28 protein-coding genes are annotated in these 25,041 nt (G+C 47.5%); all 28 read right to left on the bottom strand.

The window, feature by feature from the left end; translation table 11 throughout:
• Positions 1-10: 10 nt before the first annotated feature.
• Positions 11-1,285, bottom strand: a complete 1,275-nt coding sequence (gene rseP, locus PaeBR_RS12105) for an RIP metalloprotease RseP (RefSeq protein ID WP_410510856.1) — start codon at positions 1,283-1,285, stop codon at positions 11-13.
• 135 nt (positions 1,286-1,420) lie between these two features.
• Positions 1,421-2,560, bottom strand: a complete 1,140-nt coding sequence (locus PaeBR_RS12100; RefSeq protein ID WP_410510855.1) for a 1-deoxy-D-xylulose-5-phosphate reductoisomerase — start codon at positions 2,558-2,560, stop codon at positions 1,421-1,423.
• 20 nt (positions 2,561-2,580) lie between these two features.
• The gene (locus tag PaeBR_RS12095) at positions 2,581-3,384 is read right to left on the bottom strand and encodes a phosphatidate cytidylyltransferase (RefSeq protein ID WP_410510854.1); all 804 of its coding nucleotides are present in this window, start codon (positions 3,382-3,384) and stop codon (positions 2,581-2,583) included.
• A 21-nt stretch (positions 3,385-3,405) separates the two neighbouring features.
• Positions 3,406-4,173 carry an isoprenyl transferase gene (locus PaeBR_RS12090; protein ID WP_410510853.1) on the bottom strand — a complete coding sequence of 256 codons (768 nt, stop codon included), beginning with the start codon at positions 4,171-4,173 and terminating at the stop codon, positions 3,406-3,408.
• Between the two features lie 77 nt (positions 4,174-4,250).
• On the bottom strand, positions 4,251-4,805 hold the full coding sequence (frr, locus tag PaeBR_RS12085; RefSeq protein ID WP_410510852.1) for a ribosome recycling factor: 555 nt from the start codon (positions 4,803-4,805) through the stop codon (positions 4,251-4,253).
• Positions 4,805-5,533, bottom strand: coding sequence for a UMP kinase (gene pyrH / locus PaeBR_RS12080; protein WP_410510851.1), 729 nt, complete (start codon positions 5,531-5,533; stop codon positions 4,805-4,807). The genes frr and pyrH overlap by 1 nt, the downstream gene beginning before the upstream one ends.
• Before the next feature lie 158 nt (positions 5,534-5,691).
• Entirely contained in the window at positions 5,692-6,342 is a 651-nt protein-coding gene (gene tsf, locus PaeBR_RS12075; protein WP_410510850.1) for a translation elongation factor Ts, read from the bottom strand.
• A gap of 118 nt (positions 6,343-6,460) precedes the next feature.
• Positions 6,461-7,162: a 30S ribosomal protein S2 gene (rpsB, locus tag PaeBR_RS12070; RefSeq protein WP_173133254.1), complete on the bottom strand. Its 702-nt coding sequence runs from the start codon at positions 7,160-7,162 to the stop codon at positions 6,461-6,463.
• A 205-nt stretch (positions 7,163-7,367) separates the two neighbouring features.
• Positions 7,368-7,991, bottom strand: a complete 624-nt coding sequence (locus PaeBR_RS12065) for a hypothetical protein (protein WP_410510849.1) — start codon at positions 7,989-7,991, stop codon at positions 7,368-7,370.
• Positions 7,988-8,566, bottom strand: a complete 579-nt coding sequence (locus PaeBR_RS12060) for a hypothetical protein (protein ID WP_410510848.1) — start codon at positions 8,564-8,566, stop codon at positions 7,988-7,990. Before PaeBR_RS12060 ends, PaeBR_RS12065 begins: the two co-directional genes overlap by 4 nt.
• Before the next feature lie 33 nt (positions 8,567-8,599).
• Positions 8,600-8,896 (bottom strand): hypothetical protein, encoded by a 297-nt coding sequence (locus PaeBR_RS12055; RefSeq protein WP_410510847.1) that lies wholly within the window; start codon positions 8,894-8,896, stop codon positions 8,600-8,602.
• Between the two features lie 66 nt (positions 8,897-8,962).
• Positions 8,963-10,372: a DUF342 domain-containing protein gene (locus PaeBR_RS12050; RefSeq protein ID WP_410510846.1), complete on the bottom strand. Its 1,410-nt coding sequence runs from the start codon at positions 10,370-10,372 to the stop codon at positions 8,963-8,965.
• Positions 10,373-10,404: 32 nt separating this feature from the next.
• Positions 10,405-11,193, bottom strand: coding sequence for a FliA/WhiG family RNA polymerase sigma factor (locus PaeBR_RS12045; RefSeq protein ID WP_410510845.1), 789 nt, complete (start codon positions 11,191-11,193; stop codon positions 10,405-10,407).
• A 98-nt stretch (positions 11,194-11,291) separates the two neighbouring features.
• Positions 11,292-11,684, bottom strand: a complete 393-nt coding sequence (locus tag PaeBR_RS12040; protein ID WP_410510844.1) for a hypothetical protein — start codon at positions 11,682-11,684, stop codon at positions 11,292-11,294.
• Positions 11,684-12,181, bottom strand: a complete 498-nt coding sequence (locus tag PaeBR_RS12035; RefSeq protein WP_410510843.1) for a chemotaxis protein CheD — start codon at positions 12,179-12,181, stop codon at positions 11,684-11,686. Before PaeBR_RS12035 ends, PaeBR_RS12040 begins: the two co-directional genes overlap by 1 nt.
• The gene (locus PaeBR_RS12030; protein ID WP_410510842.1) at positions 12,174-12,800 is read right to left on the bottom strand and encodes a chemotaxis protein CheC; all 627 of its coding nucleotides are present in this window, start codon (positions 12,798-12,800) and stop codon (positions 12,174-12,176) included. The genes PaeBR_RS12035 and PaeBR_RS12030 overlap by 8 nt, the downstream gene beginning before the upstream one ends.
• Positions 12,801-12,803: 3 nt before the next feature.
• Entirely contained in the window at positions 12,804-13,265 is a 462-nt protein-coding gene (locus PaeBR_RS12025; RefSeq protein WP_410510841.1) for a chemotaxis protein CheW, read from the bottom strand.
• Between the two features lie 27 nt (positions 13,266-13,292).
• Complete coding sequence (locus tag PaeBR_RS12020; RefSeq protein ID WP_410510840.1) at positions 13,293-15,371, bottom strand: chemotaxis protein CheW; 2,079 nt, start codon at positions 15,369-15,371, stop codon at positions 13,293-13,295.
• A gap of 33 nt (positions 15,372-15,404) precedes the next feature.
• The gene (locus tag PaeBR_RS12015; protein ID WP_410510839.1) at positions 15,405-16,814 is read right to left on the bottom strand and encodes a protein-glutamate methylesterase/protein-glutamine glutaminase; all 1,410 of its coding nucleotides are present in this window, start codon (positions 16,812-16,814) and stop codon (positions 15,405-15,407) included.
• 35 nt (positions 16,815-16,849) lie between these two features.
• Positions 16,850-17,731 carry a MinD/ParA family protein gene (locus PaeBR_RS12010; protein WP_410510838.1) on the bottom strand — a complete coding sequence of 294 codons (882 nt, stop codon included), beginning with the start codon at positions 17,729-17,731 and terminating at the stop codon, positions 16,850-16,852.
• A complete protein-coding gene (gene flhF, locus PaeBR_RS12005; protein WP_410510837.1) occupies positions 17,728-19,110 on the bottom strand; it encodes a flagellar biosynthesis protein FlhF in 1,383 nt (460 codons plus the stop codon). Before flhF ends, PaeBR_RS12010 begins: the two co-directional genes overlap by 4 nt.
• Positions 19,107-21,140 carry a flagellar biosynthesis protein FlhA gene (flhA, locus tag PaeBR_RS12000; RefSeq protein WP_410510836.1) on the bottom strand — a complete coding sequence of 678 codons (2,034 nt, stop codon included), beginning with the start codon at positions 21,138-21,140 and terminating at the stop codon, positions 19,107-19,109. The genes flhF and flhA overlap by 4 nt, the downstream gene beginning before the upstream one ends.
• A gap of 19 nt (positions 21,141-21,159) precedes the next feature.
• A complete protein-coding gene (gene flhB, locus PaeBR_RS11995) occupies positions 21,160-22,254 on the bottom strand; it encodes a flagellar biosynthesis protein FlhB (protein ID WP_410510835.1) in 1,095 nt (364 codons plus the stop codon).
• A 13-nt stretch (positions 22,255-22,267) separates the two neighbouring features.
• On the bottom strand, positions 22,268-23,062 hold the full coding sequence (gene fliR, locus PaeBR_RS11990) for a flagellar biosynthetic protein FliR (protein WP_410510834.1): 795 nt from the start codon (positions 23,060-23,062) through the stop codon (positions 22,268-22,270).
• A gap of 10 nt (positions 23,063-23,072) precedes the next feature.
• Positions 23,073-23,342 (bottom strand): flagellar biosynthesis protein FliQ, encoded by a 270-nt coding sequence (gene fliQ, locus PaeBR_RS11985; RefSeq protein WP_410510833.1) that lies wholly within the window; start codon positions 23,340-23,342, stop codon positions 23,073-23,075.
• Between the two features lie 20 nt (positions 23,343-23,362).
• Entirely contained in the window at positions 23,363-24,124 is a 762-nt protein-coding gene (gene fliP / locus PaeBR_RS11980) for a flagellar type III secretion system pore protein FliP (protein WP_410510832.1), read from the bottom strand.
• Entirely contained in the window at positions 24,121-24,648 is a 528-nt protein-coding gene (locus tag PaeBR_RS11975; protein WP_410510831.1) for a flagellar biosynthetic protein FliO, read from the bottom strand. The genes fliP and PaeBR_RS11975 overlap by 4 nt, the downstream gene beginning before the upstream one ends.
• A gap of 9 nt (positions 24,649-24,657) precedes the next feature.
• Positions 24,658-25,023, bottom strand: coding sequence for a response regulator (locus PaeBR_RS11970; protein WP_410510830.1), 366 nt, complete (start codon positions 25,021-25,023; stop codon positions 24,658-24,660).
• Positions 25,024-25,041: the final 18 nt, after the last annotated feature.

Raw genomic sequence — 25,041 nt, 5'->3', positions numbered from 1 at the left:
AAAAGCAAAATTAACCGCTAATAAGGCGTAAAATATCGTTATAAGTGACAGCTATCATGAGCAGGAACAGCATCGCGAAGCCTACAAAATGAACCATCCCTTCACGGCCCGGGTCTATTGGCTTGCCCCGCAGAGCCTCAACACCCAGGAATACAAGGCGGCTTCCGTCGAGAGCCGGAATCGGCAGCAGATTAAAAATGCCAAGGTATAAGCTAAGAATTGCTGCCCAAGAGGTAAGATATTGAATACCCTGCTGAGCAATCTGACCCGTCATTTCAAAAGTTCGAACCGGTCCTCCGATATCGTCCATATTAAACTGGTTGATCAGCTGCTTAAAGCCCAGAAAAATAACTTTGGTCGTGTTAACCATCGCATTCCCGGAACCGGTTATCGTTTCACCGATTGTAGCTTTTCTGCTTGGCAGCTCAGGGGTAATGCCTACCTTGCCGCCTTCCTGGCCTTCCATAGTGCGCGGAATCATTGTAACGTTAATCGTCTCGTTCCCCCGCAAAATGGACCACTCCATGGCCTTCCCTTTGGACGCAGAGGTCATTGTGATCATTTTCTGATAATCGGCACCGATCTTCTCACCGTTAATCGACTCTACAATATCTCCCTTTTGCAATCCGGCTTCCGCAGCCGGCATACCTTGGGTGACATCGCCGATCTTGACATAAGTAGGGTTCTCCAGAGGAATTCCAACCATTTGCAAGTGTACAGCGAACAGAACAAAAGCAAGCAGGAAGTTCATAAGCGGTCCCGCAAAGATAGCAAGAGCGCGTTGACCCACCGTTTTGCTCCCGAATTGGCGGTCCTTGGGGGCTATCTGTGTCTGTTGTCCACCTCTAATCATCATTGCTTGAGGGTGAACAGCATAGGTGGTGGTTTCTCCGTCCACATCCAGCCTGATTTGCAGATCATTCTCCAGATCGGTATATTGAGCCTCTCCGCGAATGACATTTCTCCGGGTATCCAGCCCATCCAGGTAAATATTTTTCACTTTGTTATCCTGACCGAGTCTTACAGCTATGGTCTGTCCCGCACCAATCTCGATAATCTCCGGATCTTCGCCGGCCATACGCGCATAGCCGCCAAATGGGAGCAGCCGCAACGTAAACTGAGTCTCATTGCGTTTATAGGAAAACAGTTTCGGGCCGAAACCGATCGCAAATTCCCTTACCAGAATACCGGCGCGTTTAGCAAAATAATAATGTCCCCATTCATGAACGGTCACAAGAACGAAAAACATGAGCACCGTCAAAAAAACGACCTGAACCATTTCCAAAGTATAACATCCCCCTTTAGGTGTAAGACCGAAGTATGTCCTCTTAATTTATCATTATTCTCCGATCTGGCACAAGAGAATCAACAGTCTGAGCCTATTTTTCAGGGTGAAGCCGAAATTTCAAGTCACTCAGGGCTACATCCGGGCTGCAAGCTCCCTAACAGATCGGTCGCAATGCTGGATTTGCTCCAAATCCGGATGGCTCTCATTGATATGACGCTCGAGAGTTTCAGCGATGATCTCCTCGATCCGCAAAAATGAAATTTCAGAGCGGAGGAAGCGACCTACTGCAATCTCGTTAGCCGCATTGAACGCTGTTGTTGCCGTTCCGCCTGCTTTTCCGCATTCCACCGCCAGCTTCAGCGCCGGAAATCTTTCATAATCCATCTCACGGAACGTCAGCCTTCCTATCTCAGCCAGTGATAATCGCTGGGCAGGTGAGTTCCATCTCTGCGGGTAAGTGAGTGCATATTGGATCGGCACCCGCATATCGGGTGTACCGAGCTGAGCGATTATGCTGCTGTCACAAAATTCGACATAGGAATGGATGATACTCTCCGGATGCAGCAATACATTAATTTGTTCATAAGACAAACCAAACAGCCAATGTGCCTCTATAACTTCCAGGCCCTTATTCACCATTGTGGCAGAGTCGATGGTAATTTTGGCACCCATCGTCCAGTTGGGATGACGAAGCGCATCCTCTACCGTCACGCTCTTCAGCTGCTCACGGCTGAAATCCCTGAAAGAACCTCCGGAGGCGGTAAGTGTTATTCCGGCCACATCTCCACGGGTCTCCCCATTCAAGCATTGAAAAATAGCTGAATGCTCGCTGTCAATAGGCAGGAGGGCTACTCCCTTGCGGGCGGCAAGCTCTGTTACCAGATGTCCAGCCGTTACAAGCGTCTCCTTGTTCGCCAAGCCAATGTGCTTTCCGGCCTCTATAGCCGCCAGCGTAGATTGCAGGCCGACACTGCCCATAACTGCTGTTACGACTGTGTCAGCGTCACCGCCGGCTGCGATCTCTGTCAGACCTTCTGATCCGCTAAAAAGCTTTACGCCGGCAGGCAGGCTTGATCTGATCTCATCCGCGAGACGTGGACTAGCCACGGAAACCCGACGCGGTTTGAAACGATGGATCTGCTCCAGCAGTAACCCGGTGTTATTTCCCGCCGCCAAACCGTCAACTTCGAACGAATCCGGGTGCATGGCCACGACATCCAGCGTCTGTGTGCCAATGGAACCCGTTGAACCGAGAACACTGATTTTTTTCACAGGTGCACCTGCTTTCTCCGTTAATAGTAAGGCATGAGCATTACAATATGTACGAACGGAAATACGATAATCCAGCTGTCACAGCGATCAAGAATACCGCCATGCCCGGGCAGAAGCGAGCCCGAATCTTTAATGCCGTATACCCGTTTATAGGCTGATTGTACAAGATCTCCCAGCTGGCCCAAACAGGCGCAGGAAAGACCGATTAATAGAGCCCGGCCTACCGTCAGCAGATCAGGAACGATAATAGCAAAAATAACGGATATGACCATGGAGATTATTACGCCTCCAACTGCTCCCTCCACCGTTTTGTTGGGACTGATAGCAGGCCACAGCTTGTTCTTCCCGAATCTTCTGCCTACAAAATAAGCTCCGGCATCACTGCCCCAAATACAGGACAAGAGCAGGAACGTCCACATTAGGCCGTAGCCGTCGCCCGAAGCTCGGGTCAAAGCCATATACGAAAAACCCATCCCAATGTATACAATACCTGTAAAAAGCATTGCGGTACTTCGAATATCCATTTTGTTCTTGGTAAACACTGTGATTAAAAGAAACACCAAAAGAATGAGCCAAATTCCCCGTTCCAAGGAAAATGGCGCAGTCATGCCAAGCAGATCCCATGGGAGCATGAAGAACAGTACACCCGCATAACCAAATACAGCACTTCCGCTCAAGGAAGGCGCCCCTGTCATTTTCACAAATTCATAGTACCCGATCAGAGCCATAGCAGTCAGCAGTAGATGATACCACCAGCCCCCCAGCAGGCATAGACCTAAAAACAAAGCCCCGGCCACAATACCGGTTATTAATCGTTGCTTCAAAGGCTTCCATCTCCTATCAGGCTACTTCAGTCCACCATAGCGGCGTGAACGGCGCTGGTATTCAGCCACAGCCTCCAGCAAATGCTCTTTGTTGAACTCCGGCCAATACACATCCGTAAACCACAGCTCGCTATAAGCAAGCTGCCAAAGCATGAAATTGCTAAGCCGCATCTCCCCGCTAGTCCGAATAAGCAAATCTGGGTCAGGAAGGCCTCCGGATAAAAGACGGCTATCAATCAAATCTGCTGTAATCTGTTCCGGCGACAGCAGACCTGCCCGTATGTCCTCTCCCAAAGCGCGCATGCAATCTTCAAGCTCTTTGCGTCCACCGTAATTCAGAGCAAAATTCAGAATAAGTCCATTGTTCTTCTCTGTACGGGACACTGCTTCTTCCATTGCTCTGCGGGTATAACCAGGCAAAGCAGCCGTGTCGCCCATTACTCTCACCTGTACGTTCTTGGCTACTAAATCATCAAGCTCCAGCGCCAAAAACTCCTCCGGCAAACGCATGAGAAAGTCAACCTCTTCCTTTGGCCGTTTCCAGTTTTCGGTCGAGAAGGCATACATCGTCAAGTATTCAATACCCAGCTCATCAGCAGCAATCGTGGCACGTTTGACCGCTTTCATCCCGTTCTGATGACCCACTATGCGCGGAAGTCCACGACGTTTAGCCCAGCGTCCGTTGCCGTCCATTATAATCGCTACGTGCCTGGGAATATTATCCGGTGAAATCACGACCGGTTGCTGCCGGTCTTCCCGATTCAGCCACTCTTGAACCCGTTTGATCATTTCCGTTTCCTCCAAGCTCTTATCAGAAAGAGACAAACCCCACCATAAACGGAGGGGCTTTTAGTCTTTTGAATTCTTTAAACTTCCATAATTTCTTTCTCTTTGTTCAAGAGTACTTTATCGACCTCGGCAATAAATTTATCCGTTGTCTTCTGAATATCTTCCTGATGTCCACGGGATTCATCCTCTGAAATTCCGTTTTTCTCCATCTTCTTGATATCGTCGTTGGCATCCCGCCGAATATTCCGGATAGCTACCTTCGCTTCTTCACCAAACTTCTTCGTGAATTTCACCAATTCACCGCGGCGCTCTTCGGTTAGCGGGGGAATGGATAGACGAATCGTAGTACCATCATTAGCCGGTGTAAGCCCGATATCTGATTTCATAATCGCACGTTCGATATCAGAAATAGAGGTTTTATCCCAAGGCTGAATCAACAGTGTCCGCGAGTCCGGAGTATTGATATTGGCAAGCTGATTAATAGGAGTAGGCGAACCGTAATATTCAACTTGAATCCGATCAAGCAGCGCCGTAGAGGCGCGTCCCGCACGGAGGGTAGCCAAATCACGCTTCAGCGACAAAATCGCTTTTTCCATACGTTCTTCGGCATTTTTCTTAACCGATTGTGGCATTAATCTACACTCCCTTTAATAATCGTTCCGATCTTCTCACCGAGGACAACGCGTTTAATATTACCTTGTTCCGTAATAGCAAACACAATAAGCGGAATATTATTATCCATGCAGAGAGAGGACGCGGTGGAATCCATGACGCCCAGATTCTTATTCAGCATATCCATGTAGGTCAGCTGTTCAAACTTCTCGGCAGTGCTGTCTTTGAAAGGATCTGCTGAATACACGCCATCCACTTTATTCTTCGCCATAAGGATGACTTCTGCTTCAATCTCAGCCGCTCTCAGTGCAGCCGTTGTATCTGTGGAGAAGAACGGATTGCCCGTACCCGCCGCAAAAATTACAACACGGCCTTTTTCCAGATGACGGATAGCGCGTCGGCGAATATAAGGCTCGGCAATTTGCTGCATGGAGATCGACGACTGCACCCGGGTAGGGACATCGATTTGCTCCAAAGCATCCTGCAGGGCCAGCGAGTTCATCACCGTTGCCAACATGCCCATATAGTCCGCAGTTGCACGGTCAATACCGCTTGCACTTCCGGCAATTCCACGCCAGATGTTGCCTCCGCCACAGACGATAGAAACCTGCACACCCAGTTCCACGACTTCCTTGACCTGCTCGGCGATGGAAATAATCGTGTCGGCATCAATACCGTATCCGTTTTGTCCCGCCAGTGACTCTCCGCTGACCTTCAGGACCACTCTTTTAAATACCGGCTGTTCCAAATGTTTACCCTCACTTTGCAATGGTGCCTTAACAGGCTCCAGTTGTTAGTACCCATTTATAGGTGTCTTTCTTATAAAAGACGGAACACTACGTCAACGTGTTCCGTTCTTTTATAGATTTATTCATCAGGTTGCCCAGGATCTAACCGGGGGATAAATTATTGATTTACTTGTGCCATTACTTCTTCAACAAAGTTGTCGACTTTCTTTTCCAAACCTTCGCCAAGCTCGTAACGCACAAAACGGCGGATGGAGATATTCTCGCCGATCGTGCTGACTTTTTCGTTCAACAGCTGGGAGATCGTTTTGTCAGGGTCTTTAACAAAGGATTGCTCAAGCAAGCAATGTTCTTCATAGAACTTGCTGATGCGGCCTTCAACCATTTTTTCGATGATTTTTTCAGGCTTGCCTTCGTTAAGAGCTTGAGCCTTCAAAATTTCTTTCTCCTTCTCAAGGGCTTCTGCAGGCACTTCTTCACGACGAACATAAAGAGGGTTAGCAGCAGCAATTTGCATAGCGATATCACGTGCGAAATCTTTGAACTGGTCAGTTTTACCAACGAAGTCCGTTTCACAGTTGATTTCCACGAGAACGCCGATACGGCCGCCGGCATGGATATAAGATTCAACAGTACCTTCAGTTGCAATCCGGCCTGCTTTGTTAGCAGCTGCGGAAAGGCCTTTTTCACGAAGCAATTCAGCGGCTCTTGTAATATCATTGTTTGCTTCTTCCAGCGCTTTCTTACAATCAAGCATACCCGCGCCTGTTCTTTCACGAAGTTCTTTTACTGCTTTTGCATCTACTGCCATTGTTATTCCCTCCAGATAAATTGTAGTTACATCGTATATCCTAAAAAAAGGGCAGTGAGAGGTTATCCACCTGCCAACCACCCTTTTCATTTAAGTTCATGTTATAGTTCGAAAGTTATTAAGCTGAAGTTGTGTCTTCGCCCTGGTGAGCTTCTACAACTGCGTCAGCCATTTTACCAGTCAACAATTTCACGGCGCGGATAGCGTCGTCGTTGCCCGGAATAACATAATCGATTTCGTCCGGATCGCAGTTAGTATCTACGATAGCCACGATAGGAATACCCAATTTACGAGCTTCTGCAACAGCAATACGCTCTTTACGCGGATCAATGATGAACAACGCGCTTGGCAAACCTTTCATGTTCTTGATACCGCCCAGGAACTTCTCAAGACGATCTTTCTCTTTGCGGAGAAGGATAACTTCTTTCTTAGGCAGAACTGCGAAGGTACCGTCTTCTTCCCAAGCTTCCAATTTCTTCAGGCGATCAATACGCTTTTGAATGGTTTGGAAGTTAGTCAGGGTACCGCCGAGCCAACGTTGGTTAATGAAGAACATACCCGAACGTTCAGCTTCTTCTTTCACGGAATCTTGTGCTTGTTTCTTTGTTCCTACGAAAAGGATTGTGCCGTTGTCGCCAGCGACGCTTTTTACAAAGTTGTAAGCTTCTTCTACCTTCTTGACCGTTTTTTGCAGGTCAATAATGTAAATTCCGTTTCTTTCAGTGAAGATATAACGATCCATTTTTGGGTTCCAACGACGAGTCTGGTGACCGAAGTGTACCCCAGCTTCGAGAAGCTGTTTCATAGATATTACTGCCATCTTCACACACCTCCTAGTTTTGGTTTATTGTGTGTCTCCTCCGCCGCGTGTCATTTTTCAACAAGACTTTCTTCAGAAGAAAGCACCTCTTGTCGAAATCAACCGGCGTGTGTTTTAACACCGTCAACTACTATATCATAATTTAAGAGTGGATGCAACGCGTTGTGCGCTATATTCGCAAAAATCCGTCCTATAGGGCGGAACTTTACTTGGCGGTTGTCAGCTTCTTAATGATAGAATCAAGGCTTTCGCCCTTATTGAAGCTGTACTTGCCGTATTGAATAACCTTGGTTATCCCGCGACTGTCAGCTGCACGTAAAAAACCGCTTTTATCCTGGATTACACCTGCCATAGTCAAAAGGTTCGCTACATCCCTTAATGTACTGCCATTCGGGATACGCAGGGAAACAACGCCGTCGATCGTGGAATCCGAAGATGCAGGAGCCATTGTAACCGCAGGCGCAGCACTCACAGCAGGCAGCTGCACTTCTCCGGGAGTTGAAGGCGGTGCCGGGGAAGCAGCGGCGTCCGGTGCTGCTGCAGGAGAAGGAGATATACCCGCTGCTGGCTGAGAAAGTGTACCACTATTAGCAGCATTCCCGCCCTCTCCGCCGGATTCCATGTTCTGTTCCTGAAGCGCCGCCCACTCTTCCTGGGTCAGCAGCTTCTCCGCCTGATCGCTCACTTTCAAATTGAGCTTTGCTGCCTCTTTAATAATTTGCTCTTTCGAAGGTTCCGCCACGCCTGCCGAGTTCATCAGTTGAAGCAGCAGGGCGCCTGCTACGAGTCCAGAGCCGAGTCCAATCATAAAGGAACGATTCTTAATCACACCGATTCCTCCTGTTTGGCCAGCTGCAGGATCAATTGTACTTCTCCGCGCTGGAGTCCGGCCGTTTTCGCAATGGCGTCGATCGATTTCCCCTGCTCGTTCAGCTCGAATAACTTTGGATAACGCAGTTTAATGGAACTCACCGGCTTGGATTGAATCTCAGGTTCTGAAATGGTATTATCAGCTGCAAGCTTATTTACCGCATCTGTATCCCTAGTCTCTGAATTCTCCTTATTATTCGTGAGCGCCATCTGAAGAAGCCCGTTTTCACCTGCGGCTACACGAGCTTCCAATTGTAGAGACTTCAGCTGCTGCTCTGCTAATTGTGTCCTAAGCTCACTGAGCTGCTCTTGAAAAGCCCCTTGATTCGCTATAGATTGCTGCTTGATGCCACTCACAAGCTTAATCATTTCTTCATTCTCACGTTCTATATCCGCCACATACAGTTCAAGCGCAGCTTCTGTCTCTTTCAGACTCCGCTTCTCTGCATTCCCATTCCGGGCGCGAGCCGGCAGCATTAGCGCGTAACCGATGGCAAAAACGCCCAACAGCACAATATACACCCATGGTTGCAAGTGTCCGGTCTCCTTTGACTAATAAAATATTTCTTACAGCGACAGATCAATGCTATGCCCTTTGTAAGGGTGCTCTGCGCCGGTGTATTTACCCGGCTTGTTCTTCTTTCCCGTTGAGGGATTTCCTCCGGAACTATTCCCGCGCTGTCCATCATCCCGTACAGAGGTTTCAGAGGATTCGTCCACTCCGGAGCTGCGCTGCGTCAGCTCAAGACTGTTCTTCACATTTTGACCGGCAAGCTGCTGCTGATGAAGTGCAGGCCGATGCTGAAGCTCGTTCTGAATTTTCCCCGCCTCGGTGGTTCGGGGCAGAGCAATTTGCAATTCCACCGGTTTTAGGCTCACGGCAATCCCCTTCTCACACATAATGGCCGGCCGCCACGGCTGCCAGCCTTATCAGATATACGGTGATATAGTTATGTCACCTTCGCTATAAGTAAAAACAACCCTCTCAGAAGGGTCCTTAACGAATCTGGTGTATCTTCCAATCACAATTTTGGAGCCGCCATAAATGGTTTTGATCACTTCCACTTTAGCTTTTCCAGTATCTTCAAGCAATCTTTCGATTTCAAGCACACGGTTCTTAATTGTTGATTCATCCCTTGACAGAGACTGTTTCGTAGCGTTTAACTTTATCCGCAGCGCCACTTTATCAGGGGATAGCTGACCATTAGTAGCCAATTGATTCAGAAGGTACAAAGCCTTATTCGTCTTATCCGCACTTTCCAGCAACAGCCGGAGCTGGTGCCGCAGTTCATTGATTTCATTTCTGAGCTCAGGGAGTACGCCAACCTCAATGGCAGTCGCTGTCGACATGGTATTTCCGATTGTACGTGCCACAACCTTCTCTCCGGCCTGAACAATTCCACCAACAATTAATCCCTTCGTGCCATTGCATATTACATTACGGCCAGCACGGATGTTGGAATGCATAATGCTTTGGGACACGAAAACGTCTTCACCAGCTATAACAGTACCGTCCTGAATAAAAGATACTTTTACATTGCCCTCGGCGGTAATATGGCCTTTGTTATACCCGATGATCCCGCCTGTAATCTCAATCGATCCACCGGAAATCAATTCTGCGCCTTCTACGCCCCCAACTACCCGGATATCTCCAGCCGACTTCACAGTGAAGCCCGTAAGCACATTCCCCCGAATAACAACGGTCCCGACAAAATCAATATTGCCAATACTATAATCAACGTCACCATTAATTTCATATACAGGGAACACATTAATCTTGCCTTTATCCGTCAGGGTAATAAGTCCGTCAATAGCTGCATACATCGAAGTCTGGTTATTATCCAGCAGAACATTTTTACCAATTTTAAAATAAGCTTCCTTACCCGGTTTGTTGGGTATTTCTTCACCTGTCACAGTCTTTCCGGGCGTTCCGGGCTGCGGAGGGGTGATCGTTGCAATCAATTGCCCTTTACGGACATTGCTCAGCCGGTTAAAGTCTTTATAATCGACCTTTCCATCAGCCTTCTCATTGGGTCTTCGATCCGCATCCTCATTCAAATGAACAGCCATAACTACTTGTCCATCTGTTCCGTGTGTTGCAGTATCACCAACAGCAATAGATACTTTATTGAAGAAATATTCCTCCGGATGACTGCTGAGACGTTCGATGATATTGCGCTGCAGGCCGTATCGAATGTTGTGGCTGTGCAAGAATCCTTCTACATCTTCGACCGTACAGGCAAAGTTCTCATCCTTTTTGGAGAATTGAAGATATGCAATCCCTTTGTCATCCGAAAATGTAATATTCAAATAGTGATTCAACGCATAATGGCCAATCATTTTATCCTCCCCCTTCACGAACCGACTCATGGTTAATCGCTTTGCATCAGAAGATCCCGGTTTTTCTCCAGTGTACCCCGCAGGCGCAGAATGGCTTTGGAATGGAGCTGTGAAATCCGCGATGGAGACAATGACATAACTTCAGCAATCTCACTTAAAGACAAATCCTCATAATATAAAAGGGACACAACGGTCCGTTCTTTCACCGTTAATTTCTCGATTCCTTTGGTGAGTGTTTCACGTAAATAAAACTCATTTACCTTGCGGTCGGGATTTTTAGCTTTATCGTCCACCAATATGGACATCCGAGTCTCTGATTCTTCCTCACGAATAGGATCTTCAAGGGAACAAAGAGACATCACTGCAACATCCTGCAGCATCGTTTGGAATTCCTGTTCACTAATATTCAGATGCTGACTCATTTCTTCGTCGCTTACTGACCGTAAATATTTTTGTTCCAGCTGCTGATAAGCATCCTCGATCTTTTTAGCTTTTTCACGAACAGATCGGGGTACCCAGTCGCTTTGGCGCAAGGAATCCAGAATAGCACCCCTTACACGCCAGGAGGCATAGGTCTGGAATTGAAGTCCGCGTTTATAATCAAACTTCTCAATGGCGTCAATCAGTCCCATGACCCCATTACTGGCCAAATCATCCTTAGAGACATTTTTGGGTAAACCTACAGCCAGACGACTGGATACATAATCTACAATGTGGAGATAATTCTCAATCAGTCTTTTTTTGGCTTCCGGATCTCCGTGTTCTTTCCACTGTTCCCATAGCCCGTCAGTTTCCGATTGAGAAGCTTTACGCTCGTTCAATAGCTTTCACCCTTCCCAAAGTTTAGTCAGCGGGCTAATGCGGCGAAACAAAGTTTGCTTGGCTAATAGGCATAACCGGTTTCCGCCACAGCGCATGCTTATTCTTCTTTCAGGTGACGAACGGCCTTGGCCAATTCTTCCGGATCTTTTGTTGAGACCAGTTTTGGCGGCTGCAGCGGCTTAAATCCGGGATCACTTCCGTTTCCTTGGCCCGGCTTTGGTTTCAGCAAATTTTTCAGTTCCTCATCCTCGTCAGGGGTCATTATATCAAGTGTAGCGCCTAAACCCTCGCTGTCAACTTCCATGGAGGAACGCAAGATAAAACCCAATACCCATCTCAAGACGAACGCAAGCATAAACCAAAGGATAAATCCGAAAAAACCGCGTACCAGACTGGTCAACAACAAATTATGTCCAAAAGTTACAAGGAAGGTTAATACAAATCCTATCAACCCAAACAGTACATTTATCAAAATGTTTCCGATCATCATTATATTTCCTTAGAGCCTTTTTGCACACTTCGGATGTACAAAACTCCAGTGCTGCAGGCAATTTCTATCGTCCGGCCAAAACTGCCGCCCGTATCTTCGGCAATGAGCGGTATATTCAGAGCTTCAAGAGCAAGCTTACAGGACTCCACATTGCGAGGTCCAATTCTCATTGTATCGTTCCCCCCTGCAAAAGCGAACATCTGTGAACCTCCGGCCATTTTGGCTACGATCCTGCTGCGGACAGCTCCCAGCTCCAACAGGCGCGATAAGAGCTCCGGTACAGCAGTATCTGCAAACTTTGCGATATTCAGCTGTCCTTCCCGGGCAATATCGGAGGAAGGCAGCATGACATGAGCCATCCCGGCAAGCTTTTTTCCGGGATCAAACAAGGTCAATCCCACGCAGGAGCCAAGGCCGGTTGTCCGGATCAGGCTTTCTTGACTCCCTACATTGAGATCTGCCATTCCTACCTTGACTATACTTTGCTCCTCAATCATCTTCGAACGGTACTCCTAGTGACTTGAAAATTTTCGGGAACGATTCCGGGTCCGGTATGAGGAAGAATTGCCCTTCGATTTCGTCCTGTCCCTCCAGAAAGGTTGTATCAATTAACAGGGCATCATCACCCATCTGTCCGAATTGGAGCAGCCCGTAGCCTAATATTGCCCCTGCCATATCCATTGCGAGCGCCGGAACTGTAGGATACATGGAAAGAGAAGTGAAGTCCGCCAAAGAAGACAAATAGGAACCTGCCAATATATTTCCGATTTCATTCAATGCGGAGAGCTCCATCTCACTCAGCTCCTCGCCACCTGAGATTTCAATGCCAGCAACGCGGCTTAGCAAGCTCATGGCCGCTTCCGGCGTCAGAATAAAGAAGAGATTGCCTGGAGCTTCACCTTCGACACGCAGGAATACTGCGTACACCAGGTTTTCCGCCCCGCCTACTTTTTCAGTAATCTCTTCAAAACTCAGCAGCTGTACTTTGGGGACAGCCATATCAATCGGCTTATTCAAGAGCTGGGATAACGCAGTGGCGGCGTTCCCGGCTCCAATATTACCAACTTCTTTTAGAACATCCATTTTAAAATCTTTAAAATGTTTGAATAGTTCCATAAGCTAGTCCTCTATACTTTCCAATTGTACAATTTCACCCTTATTAAGCACCTCGGACAGGTTAAGCATAATAAGCAGACGAACTTCTCCGATTTTAGCCACTCCATCCAGATATTTCGCTTTGATACCGCCTACCACATCCGGTGGGGTGTCCACAGAATCTCTGTTCAAATCGATAACATCATTGGCAGAGTCAACAATGAAGCCGACTTCCATTTCGTTAACCGCTACAATAATAATACGTGTTTGATCTGTATGCTCAGCCTCTTCGATACCGAAACGTCCCCTAAGATCAATCACGGGAATGACAACGCCGCGCAGATTGATGACACCCTTGATAAAGGAGTAAGTTTTCGGTACACGCGTAATCGGCATCATACGCTCGATAGTTTGTACCTTTTCAACTTCAATACCGTATTCCTCAGAGCCTAATTTGAACACAATCACTTTAATATCTTCAGCCATGGAATGAACCTCCCTGTTCTATCCTAGTTATTTAATAAAAGCGTTCGGATCAATAATGAGTGCTACTTGTCCGTCACCCAAAATTGTGGCGCCGGATATTCCCTGAACCTCTGGCAGATATTTTCCCAGATTTTTAATAACGATCTCGTTCTGACCGATAAAATCCTGAACTGCCAATGCGACGAGACGTTCTCCCTTACGAACAACCACAATTTCCGTCTCGTCTTCTGTGCTCTCATCATAGTCGGGTATTGAAAAAATACGGCTAAGAGAAACTAGCGGAATATGAGTATTGCGGAACTCCAGCATTTTGTTTCCATGTATTGTGCGTATTTGAGATTTCTTCACTATTCCGGTCTCTACGATAGAAGAGAGCGGAATCGCAAATTTCTCAGAACCCAATCGGATGAGCATCGCCGCGATGATCGAAAGCGTAAGTGGAAGCTGCACCGAAAAGTTTGTTCCTTTTCCCAGTGTTGAATATATGGTCACGTTGCCGCCCAGTGAAGTGATTTTTGCTTTGACGACATCCAGACCCACACCGCGGCCTGAAATATCGGAAATGACCTCTGCTGTACTGAAGCCCGGGGCAAACAACAGCTGGTAGACCTCCGAATCGGTCATGCCTGAAGCCTGGTCGGGCGTAATCACGCCTTTTTTGAGAGCTGACTTCAATACCTTCTCTCGTGAAATGCCGGCGCCATCTTCCTCAATTTCAATGAAGACATGATTACCGCTGTGAAATGCGCGTAAGTTAATGGTCCCTGTCTCCGGCTTGCCAGCAGCAATACGATCTGCAATGGATTCCACCCCATGATCTACTGCATTACGAAGCAGATGGACAAGGGGGTCGCCAATCTCATCGATAACCGTCCGGTCAAGCTCTGTCTCCGCACCAGTGACGACAAGATCAACCTTCTTATCAAGCGATTTGGCAAGATCCCGCACCATTCGCGGGAAACGGTTAAATACGGTATCTACCGGAACCATCCGCAGCTTCATAACAATGTTCTGCAAATCGGCACTTACCCGGCTCATGTGTTCAACCGTTTCTGTAAGATCCTGATTCTGCACTTCGGAAGCCAGCTGCTCCAGCCGCACCCGGTCGATAAGCAGCTCGCTGAACAAATTCATCAGAACGTCCAACCGTTCAATATCCACACGAATCGTTCTTGATGGAGCGCCGCCTGACGCCGCTCTGGCTGCTGCTTTTGGCCCCTCCTCCTTCGACTGAACAGCAGGGACAGGAGCCACAGCTGCAGGTGAAGAAGTTGCTGAAGGAGCTATTGGAGCAGGCACCTCAAGGGTTGCCGCAGCTTCCTGGCCCAACTGTTCAAGGGATTCCCGGTCAAGCGTTACAGCGGTTACTTTATCAATTTCGGATAAACTCAAAACCATGGTCTGAATTTCTTCTGCTTCTTTTTGGGTTATGTAGTAGAGGGAGAAGCTTTGGTCAAATTTCTCCTGCTCGATATCTTGGACCGAAGGGAATGATTTCACCACTTCACCGGAACGTTCCAGCAGATCAAAGACCATATAGGCTCGGACTGCTTTTAGCTGACAATCCTGACGAATCGTGACTTCAACATAAATTACCTTATGCCCTTCCTGAATCGACTGCTCCAGAACTGAGAATTGGAACTCGTCAAGAAGGATGGGGGTATTTGCACCTTTATCAGGCGCAGGCACTGAACCGGCAACAGAAGCACCGTCAGCAGCAGGTATTTCCCCGCGCACGATAGCCTGAAGCGAGGCAACAATAGACGAAACATCAGCTTTACCGTCTCCGCCTCCGGTTATATTCTCAACCATAGACTCCAGCGCGTCCAAGCTTTTGAACAAGGTATCAAAAATAAAATCCTGCATGCGCAGCTTGCCATTGCGGACCAGATCAAGTACATTCTCCATCTGATGCGTAAGTGAAGCCAAATCTTCGTAGCCCATAGTTGCCGCCATACCTTTCAAGGTATGTGCTGACCTGAAAATCACCTGTACGATACTTAAATCTTCAGGATTTGCTTCAAGCCCCATCATATTTTCGTTCAATGACTGCAGATGATCATTTGACTCATCAATAAACATGGATAAATATTGGTTCATGTCCATTGTGAGACACCTCCTCGTGAGTTCACTTTTCCGTTACTTAACGACTTGCACCAGCTTTGGAGCAATTTCTTGCAAAGGCAGGATATGACTAACGCACTGCAATTCCACCGCGGAACGCGGCATTCCATATACCACACAGGTTTCCTCACTCTCCGCAAAGGTGGATGTAACCCCTGAGTCGTATAAAGACTTCATCATTTTGGCCCCGTCGCTGCCCATTCCCGTCATTATTACCGCATGTCGTTCCAGAGATGTCAGTGAAAGCAGAGATTCGAACAGGGTGTCCACAGAAGGGCGATGTCCGTTCCGGACCTCTTCCTTGGTCAGTGAAATGATGAATTGCCCGCCGGCAGAAGAGGATATTTTCATGTGGTAGCCCCCGGGAGCAATGTAAGCTGATCCTTGCCGCAGTACCATGCCCTGTTCAGCCTCTGTCACTTCCAGTGGGCTGAACGTATTCAGACGCTGTGCGAGTGACTTGGTGAAGTTGGGCGGCATATGCTGGACAATAACGATGGGTGCCGGAAAGTCGGCCGGTATGTTCTCCAGCAATTCCTTCAATGCACGGGGGCCACCTGTCGAGCAGCCCACTGCGACCAGCTTGCGGATTCCTTCGGCACCTGAAATCTTCCTGTCCCCGACAGCCTTTGGAATGTCAGGAACCGCTTCGGTCGCCGGGATCTCCTTTGCAAAAGGTGCAATCGGCTTAATCTCAGCCTTGACTCGATTCCTTAATTTCTCTGCGGCCGGCTTCGGCGGTGAAACCAAAGGCTTAAGGATACTTTGGGGGACGTCTCTCCCCGATTTCGCAATGTCAGATCCCTTTCCGACTGCTTTGGAACCGGTAGAAATTCTACGATCCGGTGGCGGCTTAGGCCCCGTCAGGCTGCGCTGTGGCTTGCCGTCTGTTTCATCTAACTTTTCAATACTTTTCTTAGGGGGAGGCAGCACCATTGGGATGCCGGGAACGGTTGTAGAACTTACATCCGGCGGTACAGCCTCTACAGTTCTATGAGCGGTGGCTCTGGCCTCTCTCTGCTGGCGAGCCAGCATCGCTTCTTTCATTTGTTCCCGCAGCGATTCGCCAACCCCTATGATATCCTGCGAATTCGAGATTGAAGGCTTGCGGATAAAATCAAAAGCCCCCCATTCGAGCGCCAGGATGGTTTCCTTCATGCCCTCTTCATTAATGCCTGACAGCATGATAACCGGCAGCGGATGAGAGGCCATTATTATTTTCAGCGCTTCCAAGCCATTCATTTCCGGCATTTCCACGTCCATTGTCACAAGATCCGGAGAGAGCTCGTTTATCTTGTCAATAGCCTCGCGACCATTGGAGGCCGTTGCCGTTACTTGAAAGTCAGCGTCATTTTCAATTAAATCGGAAATGATTTTGCGCATAAATGCCGAATCATCCACAACCAAAACTTTATATGGCTCCATATCATTTCCACCTCTGTTCCTGAAATTCAGAACAATTATTTAGAGCGTTTCAGCCATTTGCTGATAAAACCTTTAATTCCCTGCAGCTTGCTTATCTCCTTAGGACTGCATGCCAGGTAACTCAGAGTCAGTCTTTGAATATCCTTGGCAGCGGCACTGTTCGGAAAAGCCATTGAGAACGGAATTTGTTTCTTAACGGCCTGTACCACATGGGTATCAGCGCTGATATATCCTAGAAAAGGTATGCTCAGTTGCAAAAATCGATCCGCAGCCATCCGGATTCTGTCGCTGGTCGCTGTCGCTTCTTTCTCATCTCCAGCCTGGTTAACGATTAGTTTAAAAGCTACTTCAGGATGCGAATTATGGACAACCTTCATCAGAGCGTAAGCATCTGTGATCGCTGTCGGCTCCGGGGTTGTAACAACCAGACAATCATCCGCCGAAGTAATGAACTTCATGGTTTCCTTTGAAAGCCCGGCACCTGTGTCGAACAGGATAAAATCCATACTGTCGGCAATCTGTGCGATCTGTGATGTAAAGTAATTCAGGTCAGAATCGGATAATGAAAATAATTCATCCATACCCGAGCCACCGGCTATAAATGGAAGCGAGTTGGGTCCAAGCTGAATGATTTGATCAATTTCCGCTTCCCGTTTTAGCAAGTGATACAGATTATACTTCGATGATACACCCATCAGCACATCAATGTTAGCCATGCCAATATCGGCATCGAATAACAGGACCCTTTTGCCCATAGCCTTTAAAGCCAGGGCAAAATTTAATGTGAAGTTCGATTTGCCTACTCCGCCTTTACCACTGCACACCGTAATAATACGGGCAGTGGCTTCCCCTCCATTGCTTCGCTTGGAGTCCTGGCTGGATACAAGCTGTCTTAGTGATTGCGCCTGATCCATCATTTTCCACCCGCTCCTATCAGCATACCGTACAGCAGCTCTTCAGAGGCCATTAGCAAATCATCAGGCACATTTTGGCCATTTGACAAATAGGACAAGCCAAGGGGGAAATCCTTCAAAAGGTTGAACAGGGGTCCGTAGCTTCCAGTTTCGTCAAGCTTGGTAAATAAAACCTTATCCAGCTCGTACTTGCTGAAATGCTCCGTGATCATCTTCATATCCCGGCTCTTTGATGTCAGGCTGAGGACCAGATAGGTTTCACTCTGCCATTCCTTGGCTAACAGGCTTTGCAGTTCAGCTACCAGCATCTCGTTGCGATAATTCCGGCCAGCCGTATCCATAAGGATAAGATCGCAGCTTTCCAGCCGTGACAATGCCCGCTGCATATCGCCCGGCGATTGTACAACCTCCAGCGGAACATTCAGGATAGCTGCATAAGTTCTTAGTTGCTCAACAGCGGATATGCGGTAGGTATCGGAAGTTATTAGACCGACCTTCCGTCCCTGCCTGAACAATTGCTCTGCAGCCAGCTTTGCAATAGTGGTAGTTTTACCTACACCAGTCGGGCCTGCGATATATAAAATACGTGTATCCCGTGCAATGCCATTACCCATTCGATTCGACAAAAAACAGGAGACTTGCTCCTTCAAGGAGGCTTGAAACTGCTCTGATGTCCAGTTTCGGCCCTCGCTGGTCCATTGATCGAATACTGCATCAATCCATTGTTCGGCAAGGTCAGCATCCAAATCCTGCTCAACCAAGCGCTCTCGGATAAGTTCAAGTGGCACAGGCAAATCTCTTGCCCCTGAGGCTTGTCTTGTGAAACGCTCCATCCATTGCTTCATTTCCTTAATCTCGTGCAGAACCTCATTGTTATCTGGCACTGAAGGCGCGGCGGGCATACTTTTGATGTCCCTCGATTCATACAGAGCTGAACCTGAGGTTAGATTTGTCTTAGCGGGAGCGGACGGAACTATGTCTTTTGCATCACTGTCCTGTTCTCCATCTAAAGGCTCCTCCAGAACCGCGACGTTGCTCTGAGCAACAGCATCGGTTAAAGCAGCCGCGAGTTCAGCATAAGTACGATTCTCAGCCGGCTTCTTCACTGCAGAAGCTGCCGGGGCTGCCGAGGCTTTCATGTAAGCTTGCGGGACAGCGTTTCTCGGAACACTAAGTGAAGGAGCCGGTCTCTCGGGAACAACACGCTTCTGTTCCTGTTCCACAGCGGCGACAACCTCAATTTTCTTTTTTTGAAACAAACCCATGAATCCACCGATCTTGATCTCTTTGGTGCTCAAAATGACAGCATCACTTCCAAGCTCGCTGCGGATGGAATGCATGGCGTCCGGCATCGTGTCGACAACGTAACGCTTCACTCTCATAAATTCACCACTCCAACGCTTTGAATTTCAATATTTGGCTCAAGCTCACTATAAGACAATACGGGTATGTCCTGCATTGTCCGTTCGATCACCTGTCGTAAGTACATGCGAATGGTCGGCGATGTCAGGACGATTGGCTGCTGTCCCGACTGCAACAGACGGTTTATCTGCTCCATAAGCCGTTGATACACAGTCTGAGTAGACACGGGATCAAGTGCCAAATAGCTTCCCTGTTCGGATTGCTGGACACTCTCGGCAATTTTCTTCTCCAGTGTCGGTCCCACCGTAATTACCCGAAGGGTTTCTCCAGGTTGTGAGAACTGCTGGGTAATCTGTCTGGATAGCGACTGACGCACATACTCCGTAAGAATGTCCGGGTCCTTGGAATAGGTTCCATAATCAGCAAGCGTTTCAAAAATCGTAACCAGATCCCGGATTGAAATCTTCTCACGCAGCAGCTTGGCCAAAACCTTCTGAATATCCCCAATACCGAGCACCGATGGAATTAATTCATCGACAAGAACAGAGTAGTTCTCGCGAAGATTGTCGACCAGCAATTTGGTCTCTTGGCGTCCAAGCAGCTCGTGTCCGTGGCGTTTGATAAGCTCCGTCAGATGTGTTGCTACTACGGATGGCGGATCAACAACCGTATAACCGGACAACTCTGCCCGTTCTTTTACAGATTCATCAATCCATAAGGCAGGGAGTCCGAACGAAGGCTCCACCGTCTCAATTCCATGAATAGACTCATCATCGTATCCGGGACTCATAGCAAGATAGTGATTAAGTAATAATTCACCACCGCCAACGGTATTTCCTTTAATTTTTATGACATATTCATTCGGTTTTAGTTGAATATTGTCGCGAATACGAATAACAGGTACAACCAGTCCCATTTCAAGCGCACATTGCCGTCGAATCATGATGATTCGATCCAGCAAGTCACCGCCCTGTCCCGTATCTGCCAAGGGGATCAGACCATAACCAAATTCAAATTCGATGGGGTCTACAGACAGCAGATTGATCACACTTTCCGGACTGCGCACCTCTTCGATCTGTTTCTCCTCGACGAGCTGCTCCTCGGCAATCTGTTTGCGGTTCAAATTCTGTCCCATCCGGTAAGCGGCAAAAGCCAAAAGTCCGGCTAGAGGTAGAGTAGTGATGATATGAATCGGGGTAAATAAACCAAGAAATGCTATAGTAATTGAGACAATATATAACAACTTAGGATAAGAAAATAATTGCTTTGTCAAATCCTCTGCCAGATTGCCCGATGAAGATGCCCGGGTTACGATAAGACCGGCAGCGGTCGAGATCAGCAGGGCTGGTATTTGGCTGACGAGACCATCACCAATGGTCAGAACGGAATAAGTCGAAAGTGCATCTTGAAAGGGCATGCCCTTAATCGTCATTCCAATAATAAACCCGCCGATCAGGTTGATTAGCAGGATAATAATACTCGCAATGGCGTCACCTTTGACAAACTTGCTCGCACCATCCATGGCACCATAGAAATCCGCCTCACGCTCTACGTTGCGGCGCCGGTCACGCGCTTGCTGCTCGTTGATCATTCCGGCGTTAAGGTCAGCGTCAATACTCATCTGCTTGCCGGGCATCGCGTCGAGTGTAAAACGCGCTCCAACCTCGGCAACCCGCTCGGAGCCCTTGGTAATTACAATAAACTGTACAACGACCAAAATCAGAAACACGATAAACCCGACAGCGATTTGTCCTCCGGCAATCCAACTGCCGAACGTCGCCACAACCGAGCCAGCTTGTCCGTGGGAAAGAATCAGCTTTGTAGTTGAAATATTTAAGGCCAGCCGAAAAAGGGTGGTAATGAGCAGCAGGGATGGAAATATTGAAAATTCCAAAGCTTCTTTGGTATTCATAGCGACCAGAATGATAATTAACGCTATGGAAATATTAATAACAAGAAGAACGTCCAGAAGCCATTCCGGGATTGGAAGAATCATCATAAGCACGATGCCGATGATTCCCAGCAGAACTGTTAGATCTTTTGCTTTCAATGGTCTTGACCTCCCCGTCTTATCTGGCCTTGCCCTTAAGCTTATATACATATGCCAGCACTTCGGCTACTGCCTGGAAGAGATCGGAGGGCACAACATCCCCGATTTCCGCCCTTTGAAACAGCGCCCGCGCCAGCGGCTTATTTTCCATTGTCATAACGCCATGCTCCTTGGCAAGTTCACGGATACGGAGTGCTACATAATCCTGGCCCTTAGCCACGATTTGTGGAGCTTCCATCTTAGTCCCGTCATATTTCAGGGCAACTGCGAAGTGAGTCGGGTTCGTAATAATAACATCCGCCTTGGGAACCTCCTGCATCATCCGCTGCATAGCCATTCTGCGTTGGCGTTCCCTGATCTTGCCTTTAATGAGGGGATCGCCCTCTGACTTTTTATACTCATCCTTGATGTCCTGCTTGGACATTTTCAGACTTTTCTCATGCTCATAACGCTGATATATGTAGTCCAGGGCAGCCATAACCATCAGTGCCGCTCCGATTTTGATACCCAGACTCATAGTCATACTGGCAGTAAACTTAAGGATTCCTTCCATATTTACATGAGACAGGGAAGCAAAGCTGCCTTTCTGTCCCCATAACGTGCTGTACACCAAATAGGAAATCACTAAAAGCTTGAAAATCGACTTTAAAAATTCAACAAAAGAGCGCATGGAGACAATATTTTTAAAGCCTTTAATCGGATCAATCTTACTGAACTTGGGTGTTAATCCTTCTCCTGTAGCCATAAAACCAACTTGAGCAAGATTACCTGCGATTGCAATAATGAAGGTGATGCCGAGCATTGGGGCAAGTAAAATTAATATTTGCAAACCATACTCGCTTAGCAGAGAGGTCACATTCTCCGATGTAACTTCCATGGTCATTCGGTTAAGAAAAACATCTGTGTACAGCAGCATCAAGCGCTCTTTCATAAAACCGCCAAATATACTTAGACAAAGCACCGCTGACAGCAGAACGAGCGCACCCGACAGCTCCGGGCTTTGGGCAACCTGTCCTTTGTTACGGGCTTCCTGACGCTTTTTGGGGGTGGCCTTCTCTGTCTTCTCTCCTGAAAAAAGCTGAAGATCCAGTTTATAAAGCTGCGGCTGCGGCATGACATACTCCCTTTTACGGTGATTGTGGATTGTCCCCCATCACGCCCAGTAAATTACGCATGGATTCAAACAGAATGTCAAACAGGCTCTGGAACAGCACCGCCAGACTCGGCATCAGCAAAAATAGCAGGCCCAGCCCGATAATGATCTTGAGTGGAACACCGATGACAAACACATTGTATTGCGGAGCGGTTCTTGCCAGAAAGGCAAGTCCAACATCCGTCAGAAACAAGGCCGTGACTAAAGGGGCCGCCATTTGAAAGGCCAACACAAAAGATTGGGCAAACGACCGGACCAGAAACTCCGACAGTCCTCCGTTAATCATTTTAAAGAATAAATTGTTATCAATAGGAACCCAGTTGTAGCTGTACACAATCGCATCCAGCAGAAAATGATGCCCGTTCATGCTTAGAAACATCAGGAGCGCAATCATATACTTGAAATTACCGAGAATAGGTGAGGACGCGCCGGTCATCGGATCAATAACGTTCGCAATACCAAACCCGATTTGAATATCAATAAAGGCACCGGCGGTTTGAATCGTCATAAACATCAGATATCCCAAAAAACCAAGCAGCAACCCTACCAAAACTTCTCTGGTAATCAGTAAAATATAACTTAGATCCTGCGGCACGGTAATTCCGCTTCCATTGGCACTAAAAACTACCAGTGCTACAAAAAAAGAAAGTCCTATTTTGAAGCTGACGGGTACGCCTCTGGATGAAAATACAGGTACTACAACAAAAAAAGATGAAATTCGACAAAAAATCAACAGAAAGACGGGAAAGCTTTGCAGAATATTCTCCATAGCTCTTTTATCAACCGATATATTGATCGAGATTGCCTAGGATCTGGCTCGTAAAATCGATCAGCTTCGTCAAAATCCAGGGGCCAAACAATAACAGCGCCAGCAATACAGCTACAATTTTGGGGACAAACGCGAGCGTCTGCTCCTGTATTTGTGTTGTGGCCTGAAAAATACTAATGATAAGCCCAACCACCAGACCCAGAATCAGCATTGGAGCACTGACTTGAAGCACGATATATACGGCTTGGCCTGCCAGACCGATAATAAAGTCCGTATTCATATCACTTGCCTCCTTGGCAATCAGGTGTTAAAACTCAGCAGCAGCGATTTAATGACTAAGTACCAGCCGTCTACCAGTACAAAGAGCAATATTTTAAAGGGTAATGAGATCATTACCGGAGGCAGCATCATCATCCCCATCGCCATCAGCGTGCTGGCAACTACAATATCAATAATCAGAAAAGGAATAAAAATCATAAAGCCCATGGTAAAAGCTTTTTTCATTTCTCCGATTGCGAAAGCAGGCACCATCACCGTTAATGGAATATCGGAATAGGTGGCGGGCTTCGCGGTACCCGTATAGCCGTTATACTTCATAAAAAGCAGCAAATCTTTAGAATCTGTCTGCTTATACATGAAAGCTTTCATTGGATCAGCAGCCTTCTCAAAAGCAACGGACTGGGTAATCTCACCCTTTATATAAGGCTGAACCGCAGTTTCATTCACTTGCGCAAGCGTCGGAGACATAATGAACAGCGTCAGGAAAAGAGCCAGCCCCACCAGCACCTGGTTTGGAGGCATTTGCTGAGTACCCAGTGCAGTTCTTACAAAGCCGAGCACGATAACAATGCGGGTAAAACTGGTCATGAGTACAAGAAAAGCAGGAGCCACACTCAGAACCGTAACAAGCAGCAGAATGGATAGCGAGCTGGTACCGTTCGTGCCGTCATTATCTCCGATTTTAATATCAATATTCGGGATAGGATCGGCATGAATCGGCCGCAGAGCCATTATGCTGATAAATCCGAGCAGTAGAAAAGCGATGATAAGCTTTTTTTTCATAAATCCCTCGACTCATTCTTGGTGGTATCTTCCGAAAGCAGCTCTTCTATCATCTCTTTGCGCTCTGGAGCAGAGCGAAGCTTGGATTGCAGCATTTCATAAAAAGAAGAGGTTTCGTTAAGATCGATTTCCTGAGACGGAACTTCTCCGCGCAGCTTGCCCCGTACCTTCTCGAGGAGTGGCATAAGAAAATTCTTCTGGCCGGAGGATGGGTCCTCAAAAGCCGAAATGACTAATGCTACCTCACCCGGGTCGGTGATTTTATCCAAAAGGGATATATTCTCACCCACCCCGATCAAGTAGAGGCTGCTGCCTATTTCAATGACCTGCATCGACTTATTCGGTCCCAAACCCATGGCTCCCAGAGTGCGCATGCTATGTACACCGGTCAAGGCCTGATTGCGCCGTCCCAAAAAACGTATTAGCAACACTATAACTATAATAATTACCGCAAGGACAAGAATAACATTAAGCAAATTCAGCAGGGTGTTATTACTTCCCAGCGACTCGGAATTGCTTGGCATTTTAGTTCCCTACACACCCAACGTTTTATTGATCGCTTCAATTACACGGTCGGCCTGAAAAGGCTTCACGATGAAGTCTTTGGCACCCGCTTGAATCGCATCGATAACCATAGCCTGCTGGCCCATGGCTGAACACATAATTACTTTTGCGTTCGCATCCACTTTTTTAATTTCCTTCAGGGCTGCAATTCCATCCATTTCTGGCATAGTAATATCCATCGTAATCAAATCAGGACGTAACTCCTTGAATTTCTCTATTGCCTGAGCACCGTCCTGGGCCTCGCCTACTACTTCAAATCCGTTTTTCGACAAAATATCACGGATCATCATTCTCATAAATGCTGCATCGTCCACGATTAGAATTTTATTAGCCATTTTTACAAAATCCTCCCT

It is taken from the genome of Paenibacillus sp. BR2-3 (assembly GCF_046529485.1).
Lineage (GTDB): Bacteria > Bacillota > Bacilli > Paenibacillales > Paenibacillaceae > Paenibacillus_AQ.
The sequence above is the reverse complement of the archived record's forward strand: the minus strand, read 5'-3'. Positions and strand labels throughout refer to the sequence as shown.